We start from the raw sequence: 24,227 nt of genomic DNA, 5'->3' as shown, positions 1-24,227 counted from the left end.
GGGCCCGGACGATCAGTACGGACAACCGGCAGGTACTCGGACTCGCGAGGGCGGCGGCACCGTGGGATCACGGAGATGACCTGCTCTCGCACACCGTTGCGGGACAGTTCCGGACTTGCACCGGATTCCCCTGCTGCGGTTGCGGAGCACGAGCATACATCTTGTGCTGAGTCTCCGTGTCAGCCCCATATCTTGTGTCGCCGTGCTGCGGGGCCGGTGCGGCGGACGGCCGGAAACGCCGCACGCCGCCGCCCCGTGCGGGGCGGCGGCGTGCGGGGACGCGAGGGCGAGCGGCCCGGTCCTACCGTTCCGCTTCGCCGTCCGCGCGCGGCTTCCCGTCCTCCGGTCCTGCGGCCGCGAGCGCGAGTTCGGCCTTCTCCTCCTTGGTGGCGAACAGCCCGGCCGGGGCGGTCAGTTGTGAGGCGGTGTGCGGCACCTCGCGCAGCCGCGCGGATTCCGGATCGCGCACGGCCCGGACGCAGACCCGGGCCGCGTCGGCGAGGACGAGGACCACCAGCAGGGCGAAGAGGATGGAGAGGACGCCGTCCACCGTGGCGTTCGTCACGACGGTGTGCATGTCGTCCATGGTCTTCGCCGGGGGCCGCACCTCGCCCCGTTCGATCGCCTCCCGGTACACGGCGCGCTGCTCGAAGAAGCCGACGGCCGGGTCGGTGGAGAAGACCTTCTGCCAGCTCGCGGTGAGGGTGACCACCGCGTCCCAGACGAGCGGAACGCCCGTCACCCAGGCCCACTTGAGCCTGCCGGACTTGATCAGCAGCGTGGTCGCGACGGCCAGCGCGACGGCGGCCAGCAGCTGGTTCGCGATGCCGAACAGGGGGAACAGCTGGTTGATGCCGCCCAGCGGGTCGTGCACGCCGACCCACAGGAAGTAGCCCCACAGGGCGACCACGACGGCGCTGCTGAACCACAGCCCGGGCAGCCAGCTGACGTTGCGGAACGGCTTGTAGACGTTGCCGAGGGTGTCCTGGAGCATGAAGCGGCCCACGCGGGTGCCGGCGTCGAGCGCGGTCAGGATGAACAGCGCCTCGAACATGATGGCGAAGTGGTACCAGAACGCCTTCATCCCGGCGCCGCCCAGGACTTGGGAGAAGATCTCCGAGACGCCGACCGCGAGCGTCGGCGCCCCGCCCGTACGCGAGAGCAGGCTGCTCTCCTCGACTCCCTTGGCCGCGGCGGCCAGTTGCTCGGGCGAGATCGTGTAGCCGAGGTTGGCGACGGCCTCGGAGGCCGCCTGGACGTTGTCCCCGATGACGCCGGCCGGCGCGTTCATCGCGAAGTAGAGCCCCGGGTCGATGATTCCGGCGGCGACCATCGCCATCACGGCGACGAAGGACTCCATCAGCATGGAGCCGTAGCCGATCATCCGGATCTGCGTCTCCTTCTGGATCATCTTCGGGGTGGTGCCCGAGGAGATCAGCGCGTGGAAGCCGGAGAGCGCGCCGCAGGCGATGGTGATGAAGACGAACGGGAAGAGCGATCCGGCGAACACCGGCCCGTCGCCGCGCGTCGCGAAGTCCGTGACGGCGTCCATCTTCATCGTCGGCAGGGCCACCACCACACCGACCGCGAGCAGCCCGATGGTGCCCACCTTCATGAACGTGGACAGGTAGTCGCGCGGCGCGAGGAGCATCCACACCGGCAGGACGGACGCGATGAACCCGTAGGCCACCATCCACACCACGAGGGTGGCCGGTTCCAGCGTGAAGGTCTCCGCCCAGGAGGACTCGGCGACCCAGCTGCCCGAGACGATGGCCAGCAGCAGGAGCACCACCCCGATCAGCGAGACCTCGCTGACCCGTCCCGGCCGCAGCACGCGCAGATAGAGGCCCATGAACAGCGCGATGGGGATCGTCATCGCGATGGAGAAGGTGCCCCAGGGCGACTCGGCCAGCGCGTTCACGACGACCAGGGCCAGCACCGCGAGCAGGATGATCATGATGGCGAACACGGCGAGCAGCGCGGCCGCGCCGCCGACGGGGCCGATCTCCTCCCGTGCCATCTGCCCCAGCGACTTGCCGTCCCGCCGCATGGAGAAGAACAGCACCACCATGTCCTGCACCGCGCCCGCGAAGATCACGCCCGCGATGATCCAGATGGTGCCCGGCAAGTACCCCATCTGCGCGGCGAGTACGGGCCCGACGAGCGGCCCCGCGCCGGCGATGGCGGCGAAGTGGTGGCCGAGCAGCACGCGCCGGTCGGTGGGCTGGAAGTCGATGCCGTTGTCGAGCCGTTCGGCGGGCGTGGCCCGCGTCCGGTCGACCTTGAGCACCCGGCGCGCGATGAACCGCGCGTAGAAGCGGTACGCGATGGCGTAGCTGCCGAGCGCCGCGGCCACCATCCAGGCGGCCGACACCTCCTCGCCCCGGGAGAGCGCGAGCACGGACCAGGCCGCGGCGCCGATGAGCGCGACGGCGGTCCAGATGACGATGGTTCGAGGTCTGACGCTGCGCACCGCTCGCCCCTTCAGTCGGCGTGATCCCTCACGACGACTCGGACCGTAGAGCACGAACGTGATCCGCGCTACACCGTCGGCACGGACGGCCCCCGGCGAACTCCCCCGCTACCGGGCCTCGTCCGGCGCCCCGGGGTGCGGCCGCCGGAGGCTGGCGACGAACTTGTACCGGTCGCCGCGGTAGACCGAGCGCACCCACTCCACGGGCTCGCCCGCGGTGTCGCGCGAGTGCCGGGAGAGCATCAGCATCGGCAGGCCCACGTCCGTCCCCAGCAGGCCGGCCTCGCGCGGGGTGGCGAGGGAGGTCTCGATCGTCTCCTCGGCCTCCGCCAGGTGGACGCCGTACACCTCGGCGAGCGCCGTGTAGAGCGAGGTGTACTTCACCAGGCTCTTGCGCAGCGCGGGGAAGCGCTTCTGGGAGAGGTGCGTGGTCTCTATGGCCATCGGCTCGCCGCTGGCCAGCCGGAGCCGTTCGATCCGCAGGACGCGTCCGCCGGGCCGGATGTCGAGCAGCCCGGCGAGCCGGTCGTCGGCGGTGACGTAGCCGATGTCCAGCAGCTGCGAGGCGGGCTCCAGGCCCTGGGCCCGCATGTCCTCGGTGTAGGAGGTGAGTTGGAGCGCCTGGGAGACCTTGGGCTTGGCGACGAAGGTGCCCTTGCCCTGGATGCGCTCCAGCCGCCCCTCCACGACCAGCTCCTGGAGCGCCTGCCGGACGGTCGTACGGGAGGTGTCGAACTCGCCGGCGAGGGTCCGCTCGGGCGGGACGGGCGTGCCGGGCGGCAGCGTCTCGGTCATCTCCAGCAAGTGACGCTTCAGCCGGTAGTACTTGGGCACGCGCGCCGTGCGCGCCCCGCTGCCGTTCGCGGAGTCAGCCTCTGCGGCGCCGGCGGCCGTGCCCGCGCCCCCGTCCGTACCCATGACGCGCCTTCCCGAGTCGTGTCCTGCTGCCGTCACCGGCTTCCTCCGTCCGCGTCGGCCGGCCCCTCGCGGAGCCCGGCCCCGTGCCCATGACCGGGACAGCCGCGCGACGCGGTCCACATCGTGGCACGGGGCCACGACGGCGAGCATTCCGTACGGGGGGCCGCACGGGAACCCGGTTGGTGGTCTGTACCAGTAAACGGCATCGGGCCCCCGGCGTCTCCCCGTGTCCACGGGATGGTCCGGCTTCCGGGTGCCCCCGCGCGGTACGGGAGGGTTCCGGTGCTTCCGGCAGGGGGCGCGGCCAGGGCCCAACTCGCCCCGGACTGTGGTGGATCGGGCCGCGGATGTCGGTCCGGTAACGGAAGGGGGAGCCCCTGTCGGACCCATTGACACCCCTATAGGTCTAGGCCAAGCTGCCCGCACTGGTCTAAACCAATAGCGCACCGCGGATCTGCGCGGTCGTGTGCCGGGCCGCCGCGTACGCCGTCGGCCCGGGCCGGACGGCGGCACACCGCGCATGGCACGACAGGGAGGGTGGCGTGAAGCGCAGGCTCACAGCGGCAGTTGGTGCGGCGATCACGATGGCGATGGTCTCGGGATTGTCGGCGTGCGGGTCGGGCGGGGGCGACAACTCGGACAAGGCGCCGAAGGACCGCACCGAGACGCTCACCGTGTGGCTGATGAACGACGCGGAGAGCACCTGGCCCGAACTGGTCGAGGACGTCAACGCGCAGTTCAAGAAGAAGTACCCGAAGGTCAAGGTCAACGTCCAGTTCCAGCAGTGGGGCGACAAGACCAAGAAGCTGGACGCGGCCCTGGGCGGCGACAAGTTCCCCGACGTCGTCGAGCTCGGCAACACCGAGACCCAGACGTACATCCTCAACGGCGCGCTCGCCGAGGTGGACGCCAAGGACTACGACAACAGCGACAGCTGGATCAAGGGCCTGGAGGACACCTGCACCTTCGAGGGCAAGCTCTACTGCGTCCCGTACTACGCGGCCGCACGCGTCGCGATCGCGAACAACGCGATGTTCGAGAAGGCCACGGGCAGCGGGAAGGTCCCCGCCACCGAGGCCGGGCTCCGGGACGCGCTGAAGAAGCTGGAGCAGGAGTACGGCTCCGACAAGGCGTTCTCCCCGCTCTACCTGCCCGGCAAGTACTGGTACGCCGCGATGTCCTACGTCACGGCCTACGGCGGCGAGATCGCCACGTACGACGAGGGCGCCAAGAAGTGGAAGGCGTCGCTGAGTTCGCCCGAAGCACGCAAGGGCGTCAAGCACTTCACCGACCTGGTCACCACGTGGAACAACGCGGACAAGACCAAGGACGAGCTCGACCACGCCAACGTCATGGCGAACAAGAAGGCCGCCATGCTCTACGGCAACACCTTCGAGGTCGACCGGGTCATCGGCGGCGAGCAGGGCAACCCGGAGCTCAAGGGCGACGTCGGCACCGCCGTCATGCCGGGCCCCGGTGGCAAGCCGCTGCCGTCCCTCGTCGGCGGCTCCGACCTGGGCGTGATCGAGAAGTCCGAGGCCAAGGACCTGGCCGAGGACTGGATCGCGATGTTCACGAGTGAGAAGTCCCAGCAGGTGCTCGCGGAGAAGAACATCCTCCCGAACAACACGAAGCAGCTGGAGCCCCTGAAGAAGAACCCGGAGACGGCGGCGGCCGCCAAGGCCGTGCCGGACGCCTGGTTCACGCCCATCGCACCGGGCTGGGCCGCGGTCGAGAAGCAGGGGGTCATCACCACCATGCTCGTCGACATCATCAAGGGCGAATCCGTCGCCGCGGCCACCGCGAAGGCCGACAAGAAGATCGACTCCCTCATCAACAACGAGGCGTGAGCTGCCCGCCGGACAGGAACCTGCCCCCTGTCCGGCGGGCCCCTGTCCCGGGCGCGCGCCCGGGACACGCATCTCCCCACCGGAAGGTCTGCACAGTGAGTGCCGCTGACACAGCAAGCACCGGTGTGGCCGACGCCCCGCACCCCGAAGCACCGGGGGAGCGGGGCAGCCCGCCACGCGAGGGCCCGCGCGCGCCGCGCTCCGGCGGCCGCGCCCCCGGGCGCCGCCTCCCCGGCCGCCGCGTCCCGCTGCCGTACCTGCTGATCGCCCCGGCGATCGTCGCGATCGCCGCCGTCTTCGGCTGGCCGCTCGTGCAGACGGTCACCATGTCCTTCCAGGACCTGGGACGGCGCGAGCTGTGGAGCGGCGACTCCGCGCCCTGGGTCGGCCTCGACCAGTTCACCGCCGTGTTCTCGGACCCGCAGTTCTGGCTCGTCACCGGGCGCACCGTGCTGTTCATGGCCGTCTGCGTCACGGCCACCATGGGCTTCGGGCTGCTGCTCGCGCTGCTGATGCAGCGCCTGTCCACCTGGGTGCGGCTGCTGCTGACGGGCGCGCTCGTCGCGGCCTGGTCGATGCCGCTGCTGGTCGCCACGTCCGTCTTCCGCTGGTTCGCCGACACCGACTACGGCGTCGTCAACAGCCTGCTCAGCAAGCTGCCCGGGATCGACCTCCAGGGCCACAACTGGTTCGTGAACCCGTGGCAGGGCTTCACCGTCATCGGCGCCGTCGTCGTCTGGGGCGCGGTGCCCTTCGTCGCCGTCACGCTGTACGCGGCGCTCACCCAGGTCCCCCGGGAGCTGGAGGAGGCGGCGCAGCTGGACGGGGCCGGGCCGCTCGGCGTCTTCCGCGCGGTCGTCTTCCCCGTCATCAAGCCGGTGTTCCAGATGGTGGCGACGCTCTCGGTGATCTGGGACTTCAACGTCTTCGGCCAGGTCTTCCTGATGCGGAGCAACAAGCCGGAGCCGGAGTACGAACTGCTCGGCATCTACTCCTTCCAGAAGGCGTTCGCCAGCTCCTCCTTCAGCCAGGGCACCGCGATCGCCCTGATCACCGTGCTGCTGCTGTCCGGCGTCGCCGTGTACTACCTCCGCCAGCTGCTCAAGGCGGGAGAGGTCGAATGAGCACGCACACCCCCACCCGCGCCCGCCGCACGGTCTACGACCTGCTCGGGCTGCTCGCCTTCCTCGTCATGGCCTTCCCGGTCTACTGGCTGCTGGTCAGCGCCTTCCGCCCGAACCGCGAGATCCGCTCCTACGACCAGTCGCTGTGGCCCACCTCGCTCACCCTGGACAACTTCGTCCGCGCCACGGAGACCCGGTTCTTCTGGACGGCCATCCAGTCCAGCCTCGTCATCTGCGTCACCTCGGTGCTCGGGGCGCTGCTGCTCGGCACCGTCGCCGCGTTCGCCATCGGCCGCTTCCGCTTCACCGGGCGCAAGGCGTTCATGACGGTCCTCGTCCTCGTCCAGCTGCTGCCGCCGACGGCGATGCTGATCCCCATCTACGTGCAGCTGAACGCGCTGGGCGCACTCAACGAGTACTGGGGCGTCATCGTCGTCTACCTGGTGACCGTGCTCCCGTTCGTGACGTGGATGGTGCGCGGTTTCGTCGTCAACGTGCCCGTGGAGCTGGAGGAGTCGGCGATGGTCGACGGCTGCACCCGGCTGGGCGCCTTCCGCCGGGTCGTCCTCCCGCTGCTCGCGCCCGGACTGGCGGCGTCCTCGGTGTTCGCGCTCATCACGGCGTGGAACGAGTACCTCTTCGCCTACGTCCTGATGCAGGACAACGACAAGTACACGCTCAACGTGTGGCTGATGAACTTCACCACCGACCGCGGCACCGACTACGGCGGCCTGATGGCCGGCTCCGTGATCGTCGCCGTGCCCGTGGTCGTCTTCTTCCTGCTCGTCCAGAAGAAGATGGCCGCCGGCCTGACCTCCGGCGCAGTGAAGGGATAGGGCTCGACATGACCAGCACCTCCGTACGCGCGACCGGCACCCTCACCCGGGACGCCCTCACGGTCCTCCAGCCGGGCTTCACCGGCACCACGGCCCCCGACTGGCTGCTGCGCCGGCTCGACGAAGGACTCGCCTCCGTCGGCCTGTTCGGCCGCAACATCGCCTCCCGTGACCAGCTCGCGGCCCTCACCGCCCGGCTGCGGGAGATCAGTCCCGACGTCCTGGTCGCCATCGACGAGGAGGGCGGCGACGTGACCCGGCTGGAGGCGCGCACCGGCTCGTCCTTCCCCGGCAACCTCGCCCTCGGCCACGTCGACGACCCGGAGCTGACCCGCGCCGTCGCGCACGCCCTCGGCCGCCGCCTCGCCGAGTGCGGCGTCAACCTCAACTGGGCGCCCTCGGCCGACGTCAACTCCAACCCGGACAACCCCGTCATCGGCGTCCGCTCCTTCGGCGAGGACCCGGAGCTGGTGGCCCGGCACACCGTCGCCTACATCGACGGGCTCCAGGCCGCCGGGGTCGCCGCCTGCGTCAAGCACTTCCCCGGCCACGGCGACACCGCCGTCGACTCGCACCACTCGCTGCCCCGCATCGACGCGGACCTGGCCACCCTCCACGCACGCGAACTGGTGCCCTTCCGCGCCGCCGTCGCCGCGGGCAGCAAGTGCGTGATGAGCGCGCACATCGTGCTGCCCGCACTCGACGGCGAACGCCCCGGCACCCTCAGCCCGGCCGCCCTCACCGGCCTGCTGCGCGCACCGGAGAGCGAGGGCGGCCTGGGGCACCAGGGACTGATCGTCACCGACGGAATGGAGATGCAGGCCATCTCCGCCACCTACGGACTGGAGCGAGGCAGCGTCCTCGCCCTGGCCGCCGGGGCCGACGCCATCTGCGTCGGCGGCGGACTGGCCGACGAGGACACCGTGCTGCGGCTGCGCGACGCGCTGGTGAGGGCCGTTCGCGAGGGCGAGCTGACGGAGGAGCGGCTCGCCGAGGCCGCGGCACGGGTAAGGGGCCTCGCGGAATGGACGCGCGAGGCCCGCCGCACCGCCGCCGGCAGCACCGCGGCCGCCGGCGGTGCGGCCCCCACGGCCCCCACCGGGGACGGGCGCCCCGACGTCGGCCTCGCCGCCGCCCGCCGCGCCCTGTGCGTCACCCCGTCCGGACCGTACGAGCCGCCCGCCGGGCCCGCGTTCGTCGCGGCGCTCACGCCGCTGGCGAACATCGCGGTCGGCGACGAGACGCCCTGGGGCGTGGCCGCCGAGCTGTCCCGGCTGCTGCCCGGCACCGAGACCGCCTCGTACGCCGGTCAGGACGCCGCCGAGGAGGGCACCGAGGCGCTGGTCGCGAGTGTGCTCGGGCAGGCCGGTGACCGTAGGATCGTCGCAGTGGTGCGCGACGTGCACCGGCACTACTGGATGGCGGACGTCCTGGACACCCTGCTCGCCGCACGGCCCGACACGGTCGTCGTCGAGATGGGAGTGCCCCGGGCCACGCCCTCCGGAGCGCTGCACATCGCGACCCACGGCGCCGCCCGCGTCTGCGGCCGGGCCGCTGCGGAAGCCATCGTCGGGAACCTCCCGGACGCCCTCGGGGAGGCGTCCTCGCCGGGGCCCCGCAGTCCACGCACGTGAAAAGCCACTTGGAGGCACTCAGCATGTCCGCCCCGTCAGCTCCGAACTCCACCGCTGCGGGGGCGCTCCCCGACGTGCCGGGCCGGATCATGTCCGGCGAGATGGCGGAGCAGCCCGCGGTGCTGCGCCGCATCCTCGAACAGGGTGCGCCCGCGATCCGCGAGGTCGCCGAGAAGATCGCCGAACGCAACCCGCGCTTCGTCCTGCTGACCGCCCGCGGCACCTCGGACAACGCGGCGCTCTACGCGAAGTACCTGCTGGAGATCCAGCTGGGCAAGCCGGTCGGCCTGACCTCCATGTCGACGACCACCGCGTACGGGGCGCAGCCCGACCTCACCGACTGCCTGGTGATCACCGTCAGCCAGTCCGGCGGTTCGCCCGACCTCGTCGCCTCCACCAAGGCCGCGCGCGAGGCCGGCGCCGTCACCCTCGCGGTGACGAACAACGCGGGCTCGCCGCTCGCCGAGGTCAGCGAGTTCCACATCGACGTCCTCGCCGGCGAGGAGAAGGCTCTCCCCGCCACGAAGACGTACACCGCCGAACTGCTCGCGCTGTACCTCTTCGTGGACGGCATGCGCGGCGGCGACGGCGCCTCCAGCGCCAAGGCCCTGCCCGAGCTGGCCGAGGCCGTCCTCGCCCGCCAGGACGAGGTCAAGGCCCTCGCCGCGCGCTACCGCTTCGCCGAGCGGATGGTCCTCACCTCGCGGGGCTACGGCTACCCGACGGCGAAGGAAGCCGCGCTGAAGCTGATGGAGACCAGCTACATCCCGGCGCTGTCCTACTCGGGCGCCGACCTGCTGCACGGCCCGCTCGCCATGGTCGACAACATCTCGCCGGTCATCGCGGTCGTCACCGACGGCAAGGGCGGCGAGGCGCTCCAGCCCGTCCTGGACCGGCTCAAGGACCGGGGCGCCGACCTCGTCGTCATCGGCAACGAGGCGGCCGTGGCCGACGCGACGGCCGGTTTCGCGCTGCCCACCGAGGGCCTGGCGGAGGAGCTCCAGCCCGTCCTGGAGATCATCCCGTTGCAGATGCTGGCCTACGAGGTCACCATCGCCCGCGGCCAGGACCCGGACTCCCCGCGCGCCCTCGCGAAGGTCACCCAGACCCGCTGACGGCGCCCCGCACCACCCGTGGGCCCCGCGCCCGGCTCCCGCAGCCGGCCGCGGGGCCCACGTGCGTACAAGGGGGTACGGGCGACCGGGCCCGGAAAGCACTTCGGGCCGCGGCGCGCGAGCGGGACCCTCAGCCCGCCCGGCACCGCAGCCCGGAGCTCTAAGGCCCGGGCGCGGTCAGGGCAGAGGGCGCCGCGAGCCTCAATCTGCTCTCCTGTGCGGGGAGAACAGAAGTGTGTGGAGTTCTTTACACCAGCATTCTGGACTAGACCACTCGGGGCTGTCCATGCCTGGGACGGATTTCGTCGGGCGAGTGCGCGCGGGGCCGCCGAGCCCCGGAATCCCGGGGAACACCGCCCGTACGCACGCTGCCGGACGACCATCCCACAACCGCCGGTAGGCTCGCACATGTGCCCTCCATGAACGACCTCGTACGGCAGCACACCGCTCTCTCGGACGCCGAGCTGGAGTGGCTGCACCTGCTGATCTCCGAGTGGCAGCTGCTCTCGGACCTCTCCTTCGCCGACCTCGTGCTGTGGGTCCCCACCCGGGACGGCACGCGGTACGTCTCCGTGGCGCAGATGCGGCCCAACACCGGGCCCACCTCGTACCAGGACGACATGGTCGGCCACCTCGTGCCCCGCGGCCGCCGCCCGCTGCTGGACGCCGCGCTGGACGAGGGCCGGATCGTGCGCGAGGGCGACCCGGAGTGGCGCGAGGAGGTGCCGGTCCGCGTCGAGTCGATCCCGGTCCGCCGGGAGGGCCGGGTGCTGGGCGTCATCGCCCGCAACACCAACCTGCTGACGGTGCGCACCCCCAGCCGCCTCGAACTCACCTACCTCCAGAGCGCGTCGGACCTCGCGCAGATGATCGCCGCCGGGTCCTTCCCCTTCCCCGGCCAGCAGCTCGACATCGACCACATACCGCGCGCCGGCGACGGCCTGATCCGCCTCGACGCCGACGGCATCGTCCAGTACGCCAGCCCCAACGCGCTCTCCGCGTACCACCACCTCGGGCTCGCCACCGACCTCGTCGGCGTCCACCTCGGCCAGGCGACCACCGAACTCGCCCCGTCCCGCGCCCCCGTGGACGAGGCGATGGTGAAGCTGGCGAGCGGCTGGGCGCCGCGCGGCGCCGAGATCGAGGCCAACGACTGCGTCGTCCAGCTGCGCACGATCCCGCTCAACCCCAAGGGCACCCGCATCGGTTCGCTGATCCTGCTGCGCGACATCACCGAGGTCCGGCGGCGCGAGCGCGAGCTGATGACGAAGGACGCCACCATCCGGGAAATCCACCACCGGGTGAAGAACAACCTTCAGACCGTCGCGGCCCTGCTCCGCCTCCAGGCCCGCAGGATGGACTCCGACCGCGGCCGCGAGGCGCTCAACGAGGCGGTGCGCAGGGTCGGTTCGATCGCCATCGTGCACGAGACGCTCTCGCAGACCCTCGACGAGCGGGTCGAGTTCGACGAGATCGCCGACCGGGTGCTGTCGATGGTCGCCGAGATCTCCCCCGGCCGCGTGACCGGCCGCCGCACGGGCCACTTCGGCGTCCTCGGCGCCGAGGTCGCCACACCCCTGTCGATGGTCCTCACCGAGGTCCTGCAGAACGCCCTGGAGCACGGCTTCGGCCCCGGCGAACAGGGCACCGTCGAGGTCCGCGCCGTACGCAGCACGGTGTACGGGCAGGACCTCGGCGAACGCCGCGCCGAGCAGCGGCTGTTGGTGACCGTCCAGGACGACGGGCGGGGCCTGCCCGAGGGGTTCGACTCCAAGAGCGCCGGCAACCTCGGTCTCCAGATCGTCCGCACCCTGGTGGAGGGCGAGTTGGGCGGCACCTTCGACATGGTCCCCGCACCCGAACGCGGCACCCGGGTCCTGTTCGACCTGCCCGTCGCGGCGGAGAAGCGGGACAAGAGCTGACGCCGGGGGCGCACCCGGCCGCGCACAGCGCTGAGCCCCGGTCCGCTTCGATGCGGACCGGGGCTCAGCGGCGCTATGAATGTGCTGTGCGTATCAGGGCACTGCGCGCTGCGGCTCGGGGTGCAGCTGGTGGCAGGGCGTGGGTGTCAGTCGTCAGGCGGACGCGGCGTTGTTCCGCGCCCGGTTACGCGCGGCACGGCGCTTCATCGCGCGGCGCTCGTCCTCACTGAGGCCACCCCACACACCGGAGTCCTGACCGGACTCCAGGGCCCACTGCAGGCACTGCTCCATGACGGGGCAGCGGCGGCAGACAGCCTTGGCTTCCTCGATCTGCAGCAGCGCAGGACCGGTGTTGCCGATGGGGAAGAACAGCTCGGGGTCTTCCTCGCGGCAAACGGCGTGGTGACGCCAGTCCATGGCTGCTACCTCTCTCGTGCTTGAGCTCTGCTTGTGAATGTGAACGCTTTCACGAATCCCTCCGCAAGGGAAGGGGGGCCGCTCGGATGTGATGCGGGTCCCACTGGAGTTGAGGAGGGGGTTTCGGGCTCTCAAGGGGGCCGCCTGAGGGGCCGTCCCGATCGCCATGAAGAGACTCGCAAACCTCGGCGGCGGATACAACCCCTTCCGCGAAGTTTTTTTGGAATCCACGGTGTCGCCTAGCTCACAGCCGTACTTCCAGGGGGTGGATCCTGGCCTAAACGTTCGAGTGGAAGGACTTTCGGCCCTTCGACTTACACAATCACACGCAGTGCACGGCGTACGCCTGTGAAATTCACGTCCGTACGGACTCCCAGGTGGTCACCGTCCATCTGAAAGGGCAGCGGAACCTGCGAATGCAAGGTGAAGTCCGTGACGTCGTGCAGGTTGACGGCGTGCTTGCCGTGCGGCCCGCGTTCGGGCGAGGAGGTCAGCAGCTGGGTCGCGTAACGGCTCAGCGCACCGGAGGTCAGACGGGACAGTCCGAGCACGTCGAGCGCGGTGTCGAAGGAGGCGCCCGGGGTCGCGTAGACGGGGCGATTGCCCAGGTAGGTCCACGGAGAGGTGTTGCAGACTATCGACAGCACCAGGTCCTCGACGGGGTCCTCGCCCGGGCGCTCCAGCGTGATCGTTCCCCGGCTCCGGTGCTGTTCCTTCAGCAGCTGCCGGACGACCTGGCGTACGTACAGCGCGTGGGTCGAACGTTTGCCGCGTTCCCGCTGCTGTTCGACCCGGCCGACGACTCCCGCGTCGAACCCCAGTCCCGCGGTGAAGGTGAACCAGCGCGGCGGCACCTCCGCGTCGTCCGTTCCCGGAACGCCGCTCGCGCGGCCGAGGCCGACGACGCGTTCGCTGCGCTCCTGGAGCGCGTCCAGCAGCGCGCCGGTGGCCTCCACGACGTCGTTCGGCATCCCCAGGGCGCGCGCGAAGACGTTCGTCGAGCCGCCGGGGACGACGGCGATACGCGGCAGGCGGTCGGGGTCGGGGCCTTCGTGCAGCAGGCCGTTCACGATCTCGTTGACGGTGCCGTCGCCGCCGAGCGCGATGACGAGCTCCGTCTCGCCGCCCTCGGCGGCCTCCCGTGCCAGGTCGCGGGCGTGGCCGCGGTACTGCGTCGTGGCCACCTCCAGCTTGAGGTCGCTGGCGAGCGCGTGGGCCAGGACGTCACGGGTGCGGGCACTGGTGGTGGTGGCTGCCGGGTTGACCACGAGGAGCGCGCGCATGCTGAGCAGCGTACCCACCGCCGGACGGCGGCCTCACCCCCGCCCGCGATGCGGACCCCGGGGCGGGAGGAGGCCGGTGGGCGGTTCCGGGCGCGGGGCTACCCTTGCTGCTGTGTCATCGAAGAGTGCGAACGCCGAGTCGAATCCCGAGCCGGAGACCCAGCCGGAGACCGCGCCGGAGGCCGAGGGCCCGGAGGCCGAGGGGCGCCCGCGCCGGCTCGCCGCCGCTGCCGTGCTGACGGGCATCGAGGGCGTCGTCGTCGCCGCCTTCGGCGTCGTCTCGCTGGTGATGCTGGTGACGAGCACGCCGGACGACATGACCCAGGCGCTCACCATGGCGCTGACCGTGCTGGCGCTCGCCGTGCTGCCGCTGGCCGCGGCGCGCGGGCTGTGGCGGCAGCAGCGGTGGGGGCGCGGGCCCTCGATGATCGTGCAGCTGATGGCGCTGCCGATCGGCTGGCAGATGGCGCAGAACGGCGGGGTGTGGACGGCGGCCGGGGCCGCCATCGCGCTCGCCGGCGTCGCGGTGCTGTGCTGCCTGGTGAACCCGACGGCCACGCTGGCCCTCGGGGTCGGCCCGCGCGACGGCGGGGCCACGAAGGACGCGTGAGCGCGCGTGACCGCCGCCGCGGGGAGCGGCGGCGGATGCGCGCACGGAGCCCGAGGCCCGGTTACTCCTCGACCAGGAGCCGGGAGCGGAGCTGGGCCAGGGTGCGGGCCAGCAGCCGGGAGACGTGCATCTGCGAGATGCCGACCTCCTCGGCGATCTGCGACTGCGTCATGTTGCCGAAGAAGCGCAGCAGCAGGATCTTCTTCTCGCGCGGCGGGAGTTCCTCCAGCAGCGGCTTGAGGGACTCGCGGTACTCCACGCCCTCCAGCGCGTCGTCCTCGGCGCCGAGGGTGTCGGCCACCGCGGGGGACTCGTCGTCGGTGTCGGGGACGTCCAGCGACAGGGTGCTGTAGGCGTTCGCGGACTCGAGGCCCTCCAGGACCTCCTCCTCCGAGATCGACAGCCGCTGGGCCAGCTCGTGCACGGTCGGCGCGCGGCCGTGCAGCTGGGACAGCTCGGCCGTCGCCGACGTCAGCGACAGGCGCAGCTCCTGGAGCCTGCGCGGCACGCGGACCGCCCAGCCCTTGTCCCGGAAGTGCCGCTTGATCTCCCCGACGACGGTGGGTGTCGCGTACGTGGAGAACTCCACGCCGCGTTCCGGGTCGAAGCGGTCGACGGACTTGATCAGACCGATCGTCGCGACCTGGGTGAGGTCGTCGAGCGGTTCGCCGCGGTTCCGGAAGCGCCGGGCGAGGTGCTCCACCAGCGGCAGATGCATCCGCACCAGATGGTTGCGCAGCTCCGCGCGCCGGGGCGAGTCGACGGGCAGTTTCCGCAGCTCCGTGAACAGGTCACGGGCTCCGCTGCGGTCGTGCGGGTCGAGGTGCCTGGGCGCGCGGTCGCCGTTCCCCTGCGTCTCGTGCTGCTGGTCCATCGCGTCCGCCCGCTCCGCCTGCTCAGGTCGCTGCCGTGGGGGGCCGTCGGGATGCGGCCGCGCCTGCTCAGGGATGTCCGGGCCGGCCGCCGTGCCGTGGCGGCCGCCCGTCATCTCCCTCGCCTCGCGCTCAGTCACGACGCTCCAGGGCCGGCACCGCGCTTCTTGTGCAGGCTGATGCTGACCGTACGGTCGTCAGACACGGTGGAATCGACCTCGCCGGCCAGTGCGGAGAGCACCGTCCAGGCGAAGGTGTCGCGCTCGGGGGCCCGTCCGTCGGTCGTCGGTGCCGACACGGTGACGCGCAGCGAATCGCCCACGAGCTTGAAGACACAGCTGAGGACGGAGCCGGGCACGGCCTGCTGCAGCAGGATCGCGCAGGCCTCGTCCACGGCGATCCGCAGATCCTCGATCTCGTCGAGGGTGAAGTCCAAGCGGGCCGCGAGACCGGCTGTGGCGGTACGCAGCACCGACAGATAGGCGCCCGCTGCGGGCAGCCGGACCTCCACGAAGTCCTGGCTGTCCTGCTCCGCGGGCTCACCTGCGATCTGGGACACCCTCACCTCCAAGGTGGCACAAGCCTCTTCGGCTCGTTCGCTGTTCTGAGTGCGCTGGTTCGGCAGTGCTCCGGCGGGGATTCCGCATTCCCGCACCGACACCGACGAACCTGCGCGGTAGATGGTTCGCTTGCGACGCTATCGCGATCCAAGTCGTCATGTCGCCCGCTTGGATCTCCGCGACCCTCATCCCGAAAGTGTCACTGATAGTAAATCCGCGGGCACTGTCGGTTGGCTAGGGGTCGGGTGGATCAATTCTCTTGCGATTACGCTGCGTTGGCGTGGGTGAGCGTGTTCCACGGTTCCCCCGGTATCCGGAACGCCGTCCGCCCGCCGGTGCTTCCCGGTGAGGGTCCGTCCCCGGCGACCGGTTGCGGTCGACGGACGGCTTGTTCCAGTCCAATACCCACCACTCAAGGCGTTCATAGCCCCGCTCGGCACAGATTCGGGCAAGGGCCGAAAGCAGTGCCCCGCCGGGCCCCGCGCCGCGTGCGGCGGGCCGGACGTACGGGAGTTCCGGATACGCACCGTGAGTGCCGGTCCGGGTGGAGAGGTTCCGGAACCACCCGGAGCGCAACCAACTGTTTCACTCTGGGTGATGGTGGTGGTGCTGTCCGTTCCCCCGTCGATTCCGTGTGCGGGCGCGCGGGCTAGCCGGTCACCACGGCGGTGACGGTGCTGCCCTCCGGGAAGGCGCCCTCCGCGGCGAGTGTGGTGAGCGCGTGCAGCAGCTTGGCCACGTACACGCGGTCCAGCTGCGGGAGGGCGTGGCGGGCGGCGAAGGCGGCGGCGAACTCCTCCAGTTCCGGGGTGGTGCGGGCGTAACCGCCGCCGTGGAAGCGGTCGTCCAGCGTCCAGTCGCCGCGTACCGCGCCGAAGGCCGCGTGCTGGAGGCGGGTCACCTCGTCACCGAGGAAGCCGCCCCGCAGCACCGGGACGCCCAGGGCCCGCTGGCCGGGCGCGAGTCCGGCGGCGAGCCCGGCGAGGGTGCCGCCCGTGCCGCAGGCGACGGCGGCCACGTCGGTGACGCCGCGCAGTTCCTCGCCGAGCGCGGTGCAGCCCTCGACGGCGAGCGCGTTGCTGCCGCCCTCGGGGACGAGGTACGGGCCGCCGAAGCGGGCGCGCAGCTCGTCCAGGTAGCCGGGGTCGGCGCGGCGGCGGTACTCGGAGCGGGGGACGAAGTGCAGCCGCATGCCGTCGGCGGCGCAGCGCGCGAGCGAGGGGTTCAGCGGTTTGCGGGCCAGCTCGTCGCCGCGTACGACGCCGACGGTGGCGAGGCCGAGGAGGCGTCCGGCGGCGGCGGTGGCGCGCAGATGGTTGGAGTAGGCGCCGCCGAAAGTGAGCAGTGCGCGGTGCCCCGAGGCGGTCGCGGACCGCAGATTAGGGGCGAGTTTGCGCCATTTGTTGCCGGGGAGCGCGGGGTGGATGAGGTCGTCCCGCTTGAGCAGCAGCCGTACGCCCCGCTCGGTGAACGCGGGCTCGTCCACCTCCCGGAGCGGGGAGGGGAGCCGGGGGCCGAGCGCCTGGCCGAGGACGTCGCTGCTCATGCCCGCATTCTCGCGCGGGCGCCCGGACGGTGCCGGGGGAGGGGCGGCGGCGTGCGGTTCCCGGGGGCTGGGGGCTCCCCGGGAACCGCACGCGGGCACCGTGGCCGCGGGGCTACTTCAGCCGGGCGGCGATGCGCTCGCGGAGCGCGTCCATGGTGAAGCCCCTGGGGTCGGACTTCTGTTCCGTCCACTGAAGATGGCCGATGACCGACATCTCGTTCCAGCCGTGGTGCCGGCACAGGGCCGCCGCGGCCTTCTCGATGGCCTCCAGCTGCTCGGCGGGCCAGGGGTCCTCGCCGTTGCCGAGGTTCTCGCACTCGAAGCCGTAGAAGTGCCGGTTGCCGTCGGTGTTGACCTGGTTCGGGGTGGGGGTGCGCTTCTCGGCGACGACCGCGCGGAGCACGTCGTCGTCCCCGAGCCCCGCGTGGTTGCAGCGGCCGTTCCCGACGAGGTGGATGGTGCCGTCCTTGGTGATGCAGCCGTGGGACAGCGGTCCCGGCAGGTCGGCGTGGCCGTCGTAGATCAGGTCCACCGTCTCCTTCGCGCCTCTCGTCGCGGTGTGGTGGATCATGACGCCGTGCACCGGGCCCCACGGGCCCTTGTGGTCGCGGTTGTGCTCGCGCCAGTCGCGGACCTCCTCGACCTTCGCGCCTTCCTTCTTCAGTGCCGCGACCAAGGCGTCCGCCGTGATGGGTGTGGCCATCTCTCGCCCCCGCATCTTCCGTGTCTCGTCCGGGTGTTCGGTGTGATTCCCTGCCGTCGCCGCCGTTACCCGTCGGCAGCGTGGCGGCTGCCTCCCGGCGCGTTCACCGGGCGTTCGCGGGGTGTTCCCGCGGCGCCCCGTCCGGCCCGTGACCGGCTCCGGCGCGGGTGAACAGCGCCCGCACACACTGCTCTCGCGCGTACGGCCGCAGCAGGCGGGGCATGCGGTCGCGGGCGCGGCGGGCACGTCCAGAGCGGACCATGGCACAGTCCTCCAGGAAGATCTGCCAGGCCGCGCACGCTTCCTCCAAACGGCCGTACGCCAGCAGGAGTTCGGCGAGTTCCGCGTGACTCACGGCGCGCGCCCGGCGCTCGCCGCGGGGCCGTACGTCGAGGGAGGCGCGCAGGTCACGGACCGCGCCGTCGGGGTCGCCGAGCCGGGCGCGCACCCGGCTGGACTGGTAGAGCAGCGCCGCCTGCTGGTACGCGCCGGCGCCCTCGCCGAGCGGGCTGTCCGGGCCGGTCGTCAAGTCGGCCGGGGTGCGGGCCAGTTCGCGTTCCGCGCGGTCCAGCGCCTCGGTCGCGCGGGCGCTCCCGCCGTCCGCCGCGTGCGCGACGGCGAGGCCCGCGTACAGGAAGGAGCGGGCCGACGGCGGGGCGTCCGGCGGTGCCGCGCGGCAGGCCGCCTCGGCGAGGGCGAGGCTCTGCGCGCGGTGGCCCAGCTCGTGGGCCTGGGTGCTCAGCGCGCGGTACGCGAGGGCCACGCCCTCCGGGTCCTCGCCCTCGCGGGCGAGTTCGGCCGCGGTGAGGAAGGCGCGCTGGGCGAGCCCGTGCCGCTGCTCGTCCGCGTACACCCTGGCCAGCAGGAAGCCGAGGCGGGCCGTGCCGGCCAACAGGGCCGCGTGGTGCGGCCCTTCGCCGCCGGCGCGCAGCTGCCGGACCAGGCCGGAGAGGTACGCGGCGAGCGAGGTGCGGATGTGGCCGCCGCCGTACCGGTCGGCCTGCTGGGCGAAGAACCGGGTGTGCTCGTGCACGGAGGCCACCTCGCCGGGATCGGTACGGCGGGCCGACCGCCCGCCCCGGGGGATGGCGGGGAGGGCTTTCCGGGGCGGGCGGAGCAGGTGGGGGTACGCGCCCGTGGCCGGCGGCAGCAACGGGCGCCCGGGGGACGGGGTTTGGGCGGGCGGCGGGTCCGTGACCAGGGTGAGGCGGTACGGGGCCGGGGACGGGGGCGCCGCGCGGGGCGGGCCGACGACGGGGGCGGTGAGGGCGGCGAGCCGGTCCACGGGGTGCGCGGCGGCGAGGCCCGTGGCGTCGGCGTCGGCCGCCCTGCCGTGGCCCGCGTCGTCGGCTTCCCGGGCGGGGCGGCGTCCGGGGCCGCCGCTGCGGCCGTCGCCCATGCCCAGCTCGGTCACGGTGACGGGGCGGCCGAGGCGCCGTGACAGCGCCTCGGCCATCAGCCGCTGCACCTGCGGCTCGGGGCGGCTGCCGCGCAGCCAGTGGGCGACGGAGGTGCGGTCGTAGTGCAGCCGCAGTCCCACCTCCGTGCCGGTGCGGGTGACCGCTCGCGCGAGGGTTTCCTGGGTCCATCCCGTCTCCTGGAGGAGGGAACGGAGCGCGAGGTTGGGGGCGGGGGACCGGCGTGGGTGTTCAGCGGACCGCACGGCTGGTCACCTGCCGGACGAGTATCGGGTCGTTCACGTGTGGCGCTCCTTCTGGTCGCTGTGCGTGGGCAGTTGCTCTGCGTGGGCGGCCGGTGTGCACGGTGCGTGTGCACCGGCCGGGGCGGCCGGAGGCCCCGTCCGCCCGGGTCTGCCGGGGCACTGTCCAGAGAAGCGGATGCGGCGCCCGCGCGGGAGTGTGTACGGAGGGTGTGTGCGAGTGGCTTTTTCACACCCTGTGTGAACGCACGTCCGTTACTCTGCGAAGCAGGAGTTGGACGACGGAGGGCGGGATGGAGCCCAACAGTCAACTGGACGCGCTGCTGGACCAGTCGGGGATCTCCCGGTCCGGTCTCGCGGCGCGCGTCAACCGGCTCGGCGCGGAAGCCGGAAGCACCCTGCGTTACGACCACACCGCCGTCGCGCGGTGGTTGAAGGGCCAGCGCCCGCGCGGCCGGGTCCCCGAGTTCGTGTGCGAGGTGCTCGGCCGGCGGCTCGGCCGCACACTCACCCTCGCCGACATCGGCATGGCCGCGCCCGCCGCCGTTCCCCCCGCCCCGCGGGACGCGGGCGACGACGGCGGACTCGGCCGGTTCGTCGAGCGCGCCGTCGGTTCCTGGCGCTCCGACCTGCGGTCGGACCAGGTGCGGGCCGGGGCGCCCGGGCCGCCGCTGCTGACCGGCGCGGCCGCCGTCGCGCCGGTGTGGGAGTGGGAGAACCCGCCGGAGGACGCGGACGTCTCGCACCGCGGCGAACTGCCCGTCACCGAGGTCGACGTGGCCGTGCTGCACGCGGCGCGGGGCCACTACGAGCACCTGTACCGGAACGCGGGCGGCGTCGCGACCCGCCCCCGCGTCGTCGGCTTCCTCACCGGCGAGGTCGCGCCCCTGCTGCGCGGCGGGTACGGGGACCGCACGGGCCGGAGTCTGTGCCGCGCCGCGGGCTCGCTGGCCGCCGTCGGCGGGATCTGCGCGTACGACGCGGACGCGCAGGGGCTGGCGCAGCGGTACTTCCACCAGGCGCTGCGGCTCGGAAAGGCCAGCGGGGACCGGATGTTCGGCGGCTACGTGGTGGCCCTCCTGGTCAACCAGGCGCTGTTCCTCGGGGACAACCGCCGCGCCATCGCCTGCGCCGAGGCCGTGCTGCGCACGCCGGGCGCGCAGGCGTCCCCCGCGCTCGCCACCGACCTGTACGCGATGCAGGCCACGGCCTACGCACGGCTGGGGGACGCGGCTACGGCGCACAGCCGCATGCGCGCGGCCGAGTCCTACGCGCAGCGCATCAGGCCGGAGAACGAGCCGGAGGAGACCGGCTACGTCCAGCCGGGGCTGCTCGAAGTCCGGCTGGCCGAGACGCTGTTGGCGCTGGGCGAGCTGGACGCGGCCGGCCGGTACGCCGAGGAGGCCGCCCGCGCCCCCGCGCATGTGCGCGGGCGGGTGAACCGGCTGGCGACGCTCACCGACGTCGCGCTGCGCAGCGGCGAGGCGGAGCGGGCGGCGCGCATCGCGGCCGAGATGGTGGGCCACGCGCAGGGCATCGAGTCGCAGCGGCTGCGGGGCCGGATGCGGCAGGTGCGCGACCACCTGGTGCGGTCGCCGGGGACGCCGGCGGCCGAGGCGGCGCGGCTGATCGAGGAGGCGCTGCGGGTGCCCCTGCGGTGAGGGGCCGTGGCTGTGCGCCTCCTGTCGTGCGGGCGTCGCGGCGTGCTGGGATGTGCCCAATTTCCGCCAGGAAGGGGGCACATACGTGCAATGGAACAACCTGGGTGAACACACTGTGTACGAGAACCAGTGGCTACGGGTCAACCTCGCGGACGTGCTTCTCCCGGACGGCCGCCATCTCGACCACTATCTGATCCGGCTGCGGCCGGTGGCGATGGCGACCACCGTCAACGAGAGGAACGAGGTGCTGCTGCTGTGGCGGCACCGGTTCATCACCGACAGCTGGGGCTGGGAGCTGGCCGCCGGTGTCGTCGACGACGGGGAGGAGATCGCCGCGGCGGCCGCGCGCGAGATGCTGGAGGAGACCGGCTGGCGTCCGGGACCGCTGGAGCCGCTGATGACCGTCGAGCCGTCCAACGGCCTGACCGACGCCCGGCACCACATCTACTGGTCGGAGACGGCCGAGTTCGCCGGGCACCCCGAGGACGACTTCGAGTCCGACAAGCGCGAGTGGGTGCCGCTCAAGGAGGCGCCCGAACTCGTCGCCCGCGGCGAGGTGCCGGCCGCGAACACGGCGGCGGCGCTGCTGATGCTGCACCGCCTGCGCTTCGGCTGAGGCGCGGCCCGGGCACGGCGCGGCCCCGCGGACGACCTGCCCGCGGGGCCGTGCGCGCGTGCTTCCTCAGTGGTGCAGGAAGCCGTCGCCGTGGGTGGCGATGTGCTGCTCCAGCTCCGTGAGGGCCCGCTGCACGTCGTCGGCCGAGCCGTTGCCGCGCTGCTCGGCGTAGTAGGCGGCGCCCAGCTTGCGCAGCAGGTCCTGGCCCGCGCGCTGTGCCTGGACCTCGTCCACCTTCTGCTTGCCCTGGTTGAGCGCTGACTGGGCCTGTTCCTTGGCCCTGTCGAGGAAACCCGCCATGGTCCTGCCTCCTGCTGGTGCGGTACGGAACGGGTGGCACGGAATTCCGCGGAGGAGCGGTGTGCCCCGTCTCCGCTCTTCTCGGAAGAACGCGTGCCCCGGCCGACGGGTTCCCCTCGCACGGGTGACGGACGGAAGGCTCAATGCGGGCCGGCCGGGGGCGGGCCGCCGAGCACCTCGCGGGCCAGCCGCACCAGCGCGGGCACGGCCGGGTGCACCGGGGCGGCGCGGTGGACCAGCAGCAGCGACACGGGGGAGACCCCGGCGAGCGGGCGGTAGCGGACGTCCGGGTGGACGTGCAGCTGGGCCGTCGCCTCGGTGGAGACGCCGACGGCGCCGCCCGCGGCGATCGCGCCCAGCCAGTCGTCGGTGTTGGCGACCTCGACGGTGCGGGAGGCGTCGGGGCGGACGCCGGCGGGCCACAGGTCCAGGGTGGTGTGCCCGGAGACGGTGTTGAGGGCGATCGGCATCCCGGCCAGGTCCGCCAGCGTCAACGGGCCGGCGGCGCGGGCGAGTTCGCTGTCCGCGGGGACGGCGGCGACGCGGGGCTCGTCCAGCAGCCAGGTGCTCACCAGCTCGCCGGGCCGGAAGCCCTCGACGGTGAACTCCGCCCCGGGGCCCGGGTGTTCGCCGCGCAGGAGGGCCGCGTCGGCGCGGCCGCCGAGGAGTCCGGCCGTGCGGTCGTCGAGGCGGAGCAGCTCCAGCGGTGTCCCGGGGTGCTCGGCGCGCCAGCGGCGGAGCAGCGGTGTCGTCCAGCGGCCCAGCGCGGACCAGGCGTGGCCGAGGCGGAGCGGCCGGTGCGCGGGCCGGGTGGGGTCGAGCGCGTGGTCGAAGGCGGTGACGGCCGAGGCGGCGCGGCCGTGGAAGGCGCGTCCCTCGGGGGTGAGCTCCAGGTGGTGGGTGGAGCGGTCGACGAGCCGGGCGCCGATCCGGTCCTCCAGCGCGCGCAGGGTGCGGGAGAGCGCGGGCTGGCCGACGCGCAGCCGCGCGGCGGCCGCGGTGATGCTGCCCTCCTCGGCAATGGCGAGGAAGGCGCGGAGGTGCCGCAGCTCGACGTTGGTCATGTCCACGGAGCATAACCACCGGTGCCGTGGCATTTCACAGCTGGAACGGGCAGGTCCTAGCGTTCCGGTATGACGCATGCCGACCGCCCGGCAGGGGCCGACGCCACCGCAGCCCTCCCCGAGTCCGCGGCCCCCGAGGCGGCCGCCGCCGTCTCCGCCACGCGCGGTACGGGGCCCGACGGCGGGCAGGCGGGCGTGAGCCGGGCGCGGCTGGGTGCCGTGGGCCTGGTGATCTGCAGCGCGATGTCGCTCCAGTTCGGGTCCGCGGTGGCCGCGACGCTGTTCCCGCGCGCGGGCGCGCTCGGCGTCGTCGCGCTGCGGCTGATCTTCTCCGCGCTGATCATGCTCGCGGTGTGCCGGCCGAAGGTACGGGGCCACTCGCGCGCCGACTGGGGCGTCGTCATCGGCCTCGGCGTCGCGCTCGGCACCATGAACTCGCTCTTCTACCAGGCCATCGACCGGATTCCGCTCGGCGCCGCGGTCACCCTGGAGCTGCTCGGCCCGCTCACCCTGTCCGTCGTCGCGTCCCGCCGCGCGCTCAGCTGGCTGTGGGCCGGGCTGGCGCTGGCCGGGGTGTACCTGCTGGGCAGCAGCGGCTTCGACAAGCTCGACGTCGCGGGCGTCGCCTTCGCGCTCGCCGCCGGGGCCATGTGGAGCGCGTACATCGTCTTCAACGCCAGGACCGGGGCGCGCTTCCCCGGGGTGGACGGGCTGGCGCTGGCGATGGGCGTGGCCGCGCTGGTCAGCGCGCCGCTGGGGGTGGCCGACGCGGGGGCTGCGCTGCTCGACCCGGTCACGCTGGGGCTGGGCGCCGCCGTCGCGGTGCTCTCCTCCGGGCTGCCGTACACCCTGGAGCTGTTCGCGCTGCGCAGGCTGCCGGCCGCGACCTTCGCGGTGCTGATGAGCCTGATGCCGGTCGCGGCGACCACGGCCGGGTTCCTGGTGCTGGACCAGAGCTTCGGTCCGGTGGAGCTGGTCGCGATCGCGCTGGTCGTCGCCGCGAGCATGGGCGCCGTCCGGACGGGCTCCGCGCGCTGACCGGGCCCGCCGACGCCATAGGCTG

21 protein-coding genes, 1 pseudogene and 1 riboswitch are annotated in these 24,227 nt (G+C 72.5%); of the genes and pseudogenes, 10 read left to right on the top strand and 12 right to left on the bottom strand.

Annotation, left to right across the window (positions count from 1 at the left end):
- Nucleotides 1-9: 9 nt before the first annotated feature.
- Nucleotides 10-169, bottom strand: a riboswitch (cobalamin riboswitch).
- A gap of 132 nt (nucleotides 170-301) precedes the next feature.
- On the bottom strand, nucleotides 302-2,473 hold the full coding sequence (locus tag HCC30_RS08105) for a carbon starvation CstA family protein (protein ID WP_346776545.1): 2,172 nt from the start codon (nucleotides 2,471-2,473) through the stop codon (nucleotides 302-304).
- A gap of 108 nt (nucleotides 2,474-2,581) precedes the next feature.
- A complete protein-coding gene (locus HCC30_RS08100) occupies nucleotides 2,582-3,391 on the bottom strand; it encodes a GntR family transcriptional regulator (RefSeq protein ID WP_169441641.1) in 810 nt (269 codons plus the stop codon).
- A gap of 542 nt (nucleotides 3,392-3,933) precedes the next feature.
- Here HCC30_RS08100 and HCC30_RS08095 point away from each other — a divergent pair.
- The 6 genes from HCC30_RS08095 (at nucleotide 3,934) to HCC30_RS08070 (ending at nucleotide 11,872) form a co-directional block, all read left to right on the top strand.
- Nucleotides 3,934-5,241 carry an extracellular solute-binding protein gene (locus HCC30_RS08095; protein WP_169441640.1) on the top strand — a complete coding sequence of 436 codons (1,308 nt, stop codon included), beginning with the start codon at nucleotides 3,934-3,936 and terminating at the stop codon, nucleotides 5,239-5,241.
- Between the two features lie 95 nt (nucleotides 5,242-5,336).
- Complete coding sequence (locus HCC30_RS08090; protein WP_346776544.1) at nucleotides 5,337-6,365, top strand: sugar ABC transporter permease; 1,029 nt, start codon at nucleotides 5,337-5,339, stop codon at nucleotides 6,363-6,365.
- Nucleotides 6,362-7,201 carry a carbohydrate ABC transporter permease gene (locus tag HCC30_RS08085; RefSeq protein WP_169441639.1) on the top strand — a complete coding sequence of 280 codons (840 nt, stop codon included), beginning with the start codon at nucleotides 6,362-6,364 and terminating at the stop codon, nucleotides 7,199-7,201. Before HCC30_RS08090 ends, HCC30_RS08085 begins: the two co-directional genes overlap by 4 nt.
- Before the next feature lie 8 nt (nucleotides 7,202-7,209).
- Nucleotides 7,210-8,835: a glycoside hydrolase family 3 protein gene (locus HCC30_RS08080; protein WP_169441638.1), complete on the top strand. Its 1,626-nt coding sequence runs from the start codon at nucleotides 7,210-7,212 to the stop codon at nucleotides 8,833-8,835.
- Nucleotides 8,836-8,858: 23 nt separating this feature from the next.
- Nucleotides 8,859-9,950, top strand: coding sequence for an SIS domain-containing protein (locus tag HCC30_RS08075; RefSeq protein ID WP_169441637.1), 1,092 nt, complete (start codon nucleotides 8,859-8,861; stop codon nucleotides 9,948-9,950).
- 419 nt (nucleotides 9,951-10,369) lie between these two features.
- On the top strand, nucleotides 10,370-11,872 hold the full coding sequence (locus HCC30_RS08070) for a PAS domain-containing sensor histidine kinase (RefSeq protein WP_169441871.1): 1,503 nt from the start codon (nucleotides 10,370-10,372) through the stop codon (nucleotides 11,870-11,872).
- Between the two features lie 153 nt (nucleotides 11,873-12,025).
- Here HCC30_RS08070 and HCC30_RS08065 read toward each other — a convergent pair whose 3' ends face one another.
- Nucleotides 12,026-12,289: a WhiB family transcriptional regulator gene (locus tag HCC30_RS08065; protein ID WP_169441636.1), complete on the bottom strand. Its 264-nt coding sequence runs from the start codon at nucleotides 12,287-12,289 to the stop codon at nucleotides 12,026-12,028.
- A 314-nt stretch (nucleotides 12,290-12,603) separates the two neighbouring features.
- Complete coding sequence (locus HCC30_RS08060; RefSeq protein WP_169441635.1) at nucleotides 12,604-13,572, bottom strand: diacylglycerol kinase family protein; 969 nt, start codon at nucleotides 13,570-13,572, stop codon at nucleotides 12,604-12,606.
- Between the two features lie 112 nt (nucleotides 13,573-13,684).
- Here HCC30_RS08060 and HCC30_RS28235 point away from each other — a divergent pair, with 112 nt between their 5' ends.
- Nucleotides 13,685-14,182, top strand: a complete 498-nt coding sequence (locus HCC30_RS28235; protein WP_346776543.1) for a hypothetical protein — start codon at nucleotides 13,685-13,687, stop codon at nucleotides 14,180-14,182.
- 61 nt (nucleotides 14,183-14,243) lie between these two features.
- Here the strand turns inward: HCC30_RS28235 and HCC30_RS08050 are convergent, their stop codons facing one another.
- The 6 genes and pseudogenes from HCC30_RS08050 to HCC30_RS08025 all read right to left on the bottom strand — a co-directional run bounded on the left by HCC30_RS08050 (nucleotide 14,244) and on the right by HCC30_RS08025 (nucleotide 19,526).
- On the bottom strand, nucleotides 14,244-15,170 hold the full coding sequence (locus HCC30_RS08050; protein ID WP_169441869.1) for a SigB/SigF/SigG family RNA polymerase sigma factor: 927 nt from the start codon (nucleotides 15,168-15,170) through the stop codon (nucleotides 14,244-14,246).
- Nucleotides 15,171-15,190: 20 nt separating this feature from the next.
- Nucleotides 15,191-15,613: an anti-sigma regulatory factor gene (locus tag HCC30_RS08045; RefSeq protein ID WP_169441634.1), complete on the bottom strand. Its 423-nt coding sequence runs from the start codon at nucleotides 15,611-15,613 to the stop codon at nucleotides 15,191-15,193.
- A 235-nt stretch (nucleotides 15,614-15,848) separates the two neighbouring features.
- A pseudogene (locus tag HCC30_RS08040) lies at nucleotides 15,849-16,178 on the bottom strand (GNAT family N-acetyltransferase); the annotation flags it as partial.
- A gap of 85 nt (nucleotides 16,179-16,263) precedes the next feature.
- The gene (locus HCC30_RS08035; RefSeq protein WP_169441632.1) at nucleotides 16,264-17,160 is read right to left on the bottom strand and encodes a pyridoxal-phosphate dependent enzyme; all 897 of its coding nucleotides are present in this window, start codon (nucleotides 17,158-17,160) and stop codon (nucleotides 16,264-16,266) included.
- A 112-nt stretch (nucleotides 17,161-17,272) separates the two neighbouring features.
- Entirely contained in the window at nucleotides 17,273-17,863 is a 591-nt protein-coding gene (locus HCC30_RS08030; protein ID WP_169441631.1) for a peptidoglycan recognition family protein, read from the bottom strand.
- A gap of 103 nt (nucleotides 17,864-17,966) precedes the next feature.
- Nucleotides 17,967-19,526, bottom strand: coding sequence for a hypothetical protein (locus tag HCC30_RS08025; RefSeq protein WP_206323504.1), 1,560 nt, complete (start codon nucleotides 19,524-19,526; stop codon nucleotides 17,967-17,969).
- A gap of 290 nt (nucleotides 19,527-19,816) precedes the next feature.
- Between HCC30_RS08025 and HCC30_RS08020 the strand changes: the two genes are divergently transcribed.
- A complete protein-coding gene (locus HCC30_RS08020) occupies nucleotides 19,817-21,184 on the top strand; it encodes a transcriptional regulator (protein WP_169441630.1) in 1,368 nt (455 codons plus the stop codon).
- Nucleotides 21,185-21,269: 85 nt separating this feature from the next.
- Entirely contained in the window at nucleotides 21,270-21,800 is a 531-nt protein-coding gene (locus tag HCC30_RS08015) for an NUDIX hydrolase (RefSeq protein ID WP_169441629.1), read from the top strand.
- 66 nt (nucleotides 21,801-21,866) lie between these two features.
- Here the strand turns inward: HCC30_RS08015 and HCC30_RS08010 are convergent, their stop codons facing one another.
- Nucleotides 21,867-22,100, bottom strand: coding sequence for a hypothetical protein (locus tag HCC30_RS08010; protein ID WP_169441628.1), 234 nt, complete (start codon nucleotides 22,098-22,100; stop codon nucleotides 21,867-21,869).
- Nucleotides 22,101-22,240: 140 nt separating this feature from the next.
- Nucleotides 22,241-23,164, bottom strand: a complete 924-nt coding sequence (locus HCC30_RS08005) for a LysR family transcriptional regulator (protein ID WP_169441627.1) — start codon at nucleotides 23,162-23,164, stop codon at nucleotides 22,241-22,243.
- Nucleotides 23,165-23,233: 69 nt separating this feature from the next.
- Here HCC30_RS08005 and HCC30_RS08000 point away from each other — a divergent pair, with 69 nt between their 5' ends.
- A complete protein-coding gene (locus tag HCC30_RS08000) occupies nucleotides 23,234-24,202 on the top strand; it encodes an EamA family transporter (protein ID WP_206323502.1) in 969 nt (322 codons plus the stop codon).
- Nucleotides 24,203-24,227 lie beyond the last annotated feature (25 nt).

It is taken from the genome of Streptomyces sp. HNM0574, assembly GCF_012726235.1.
In the GTDB taxonomy this organism is placed as follows: domain Bacteria; phylum Actinomycetota; class Actinomycetes; order Streptomycetales; family Streptomycetaceae; genus Streptomyces.
This window is presented reverse-complemented; position numbering and strand designations above follow the sequence as displayed.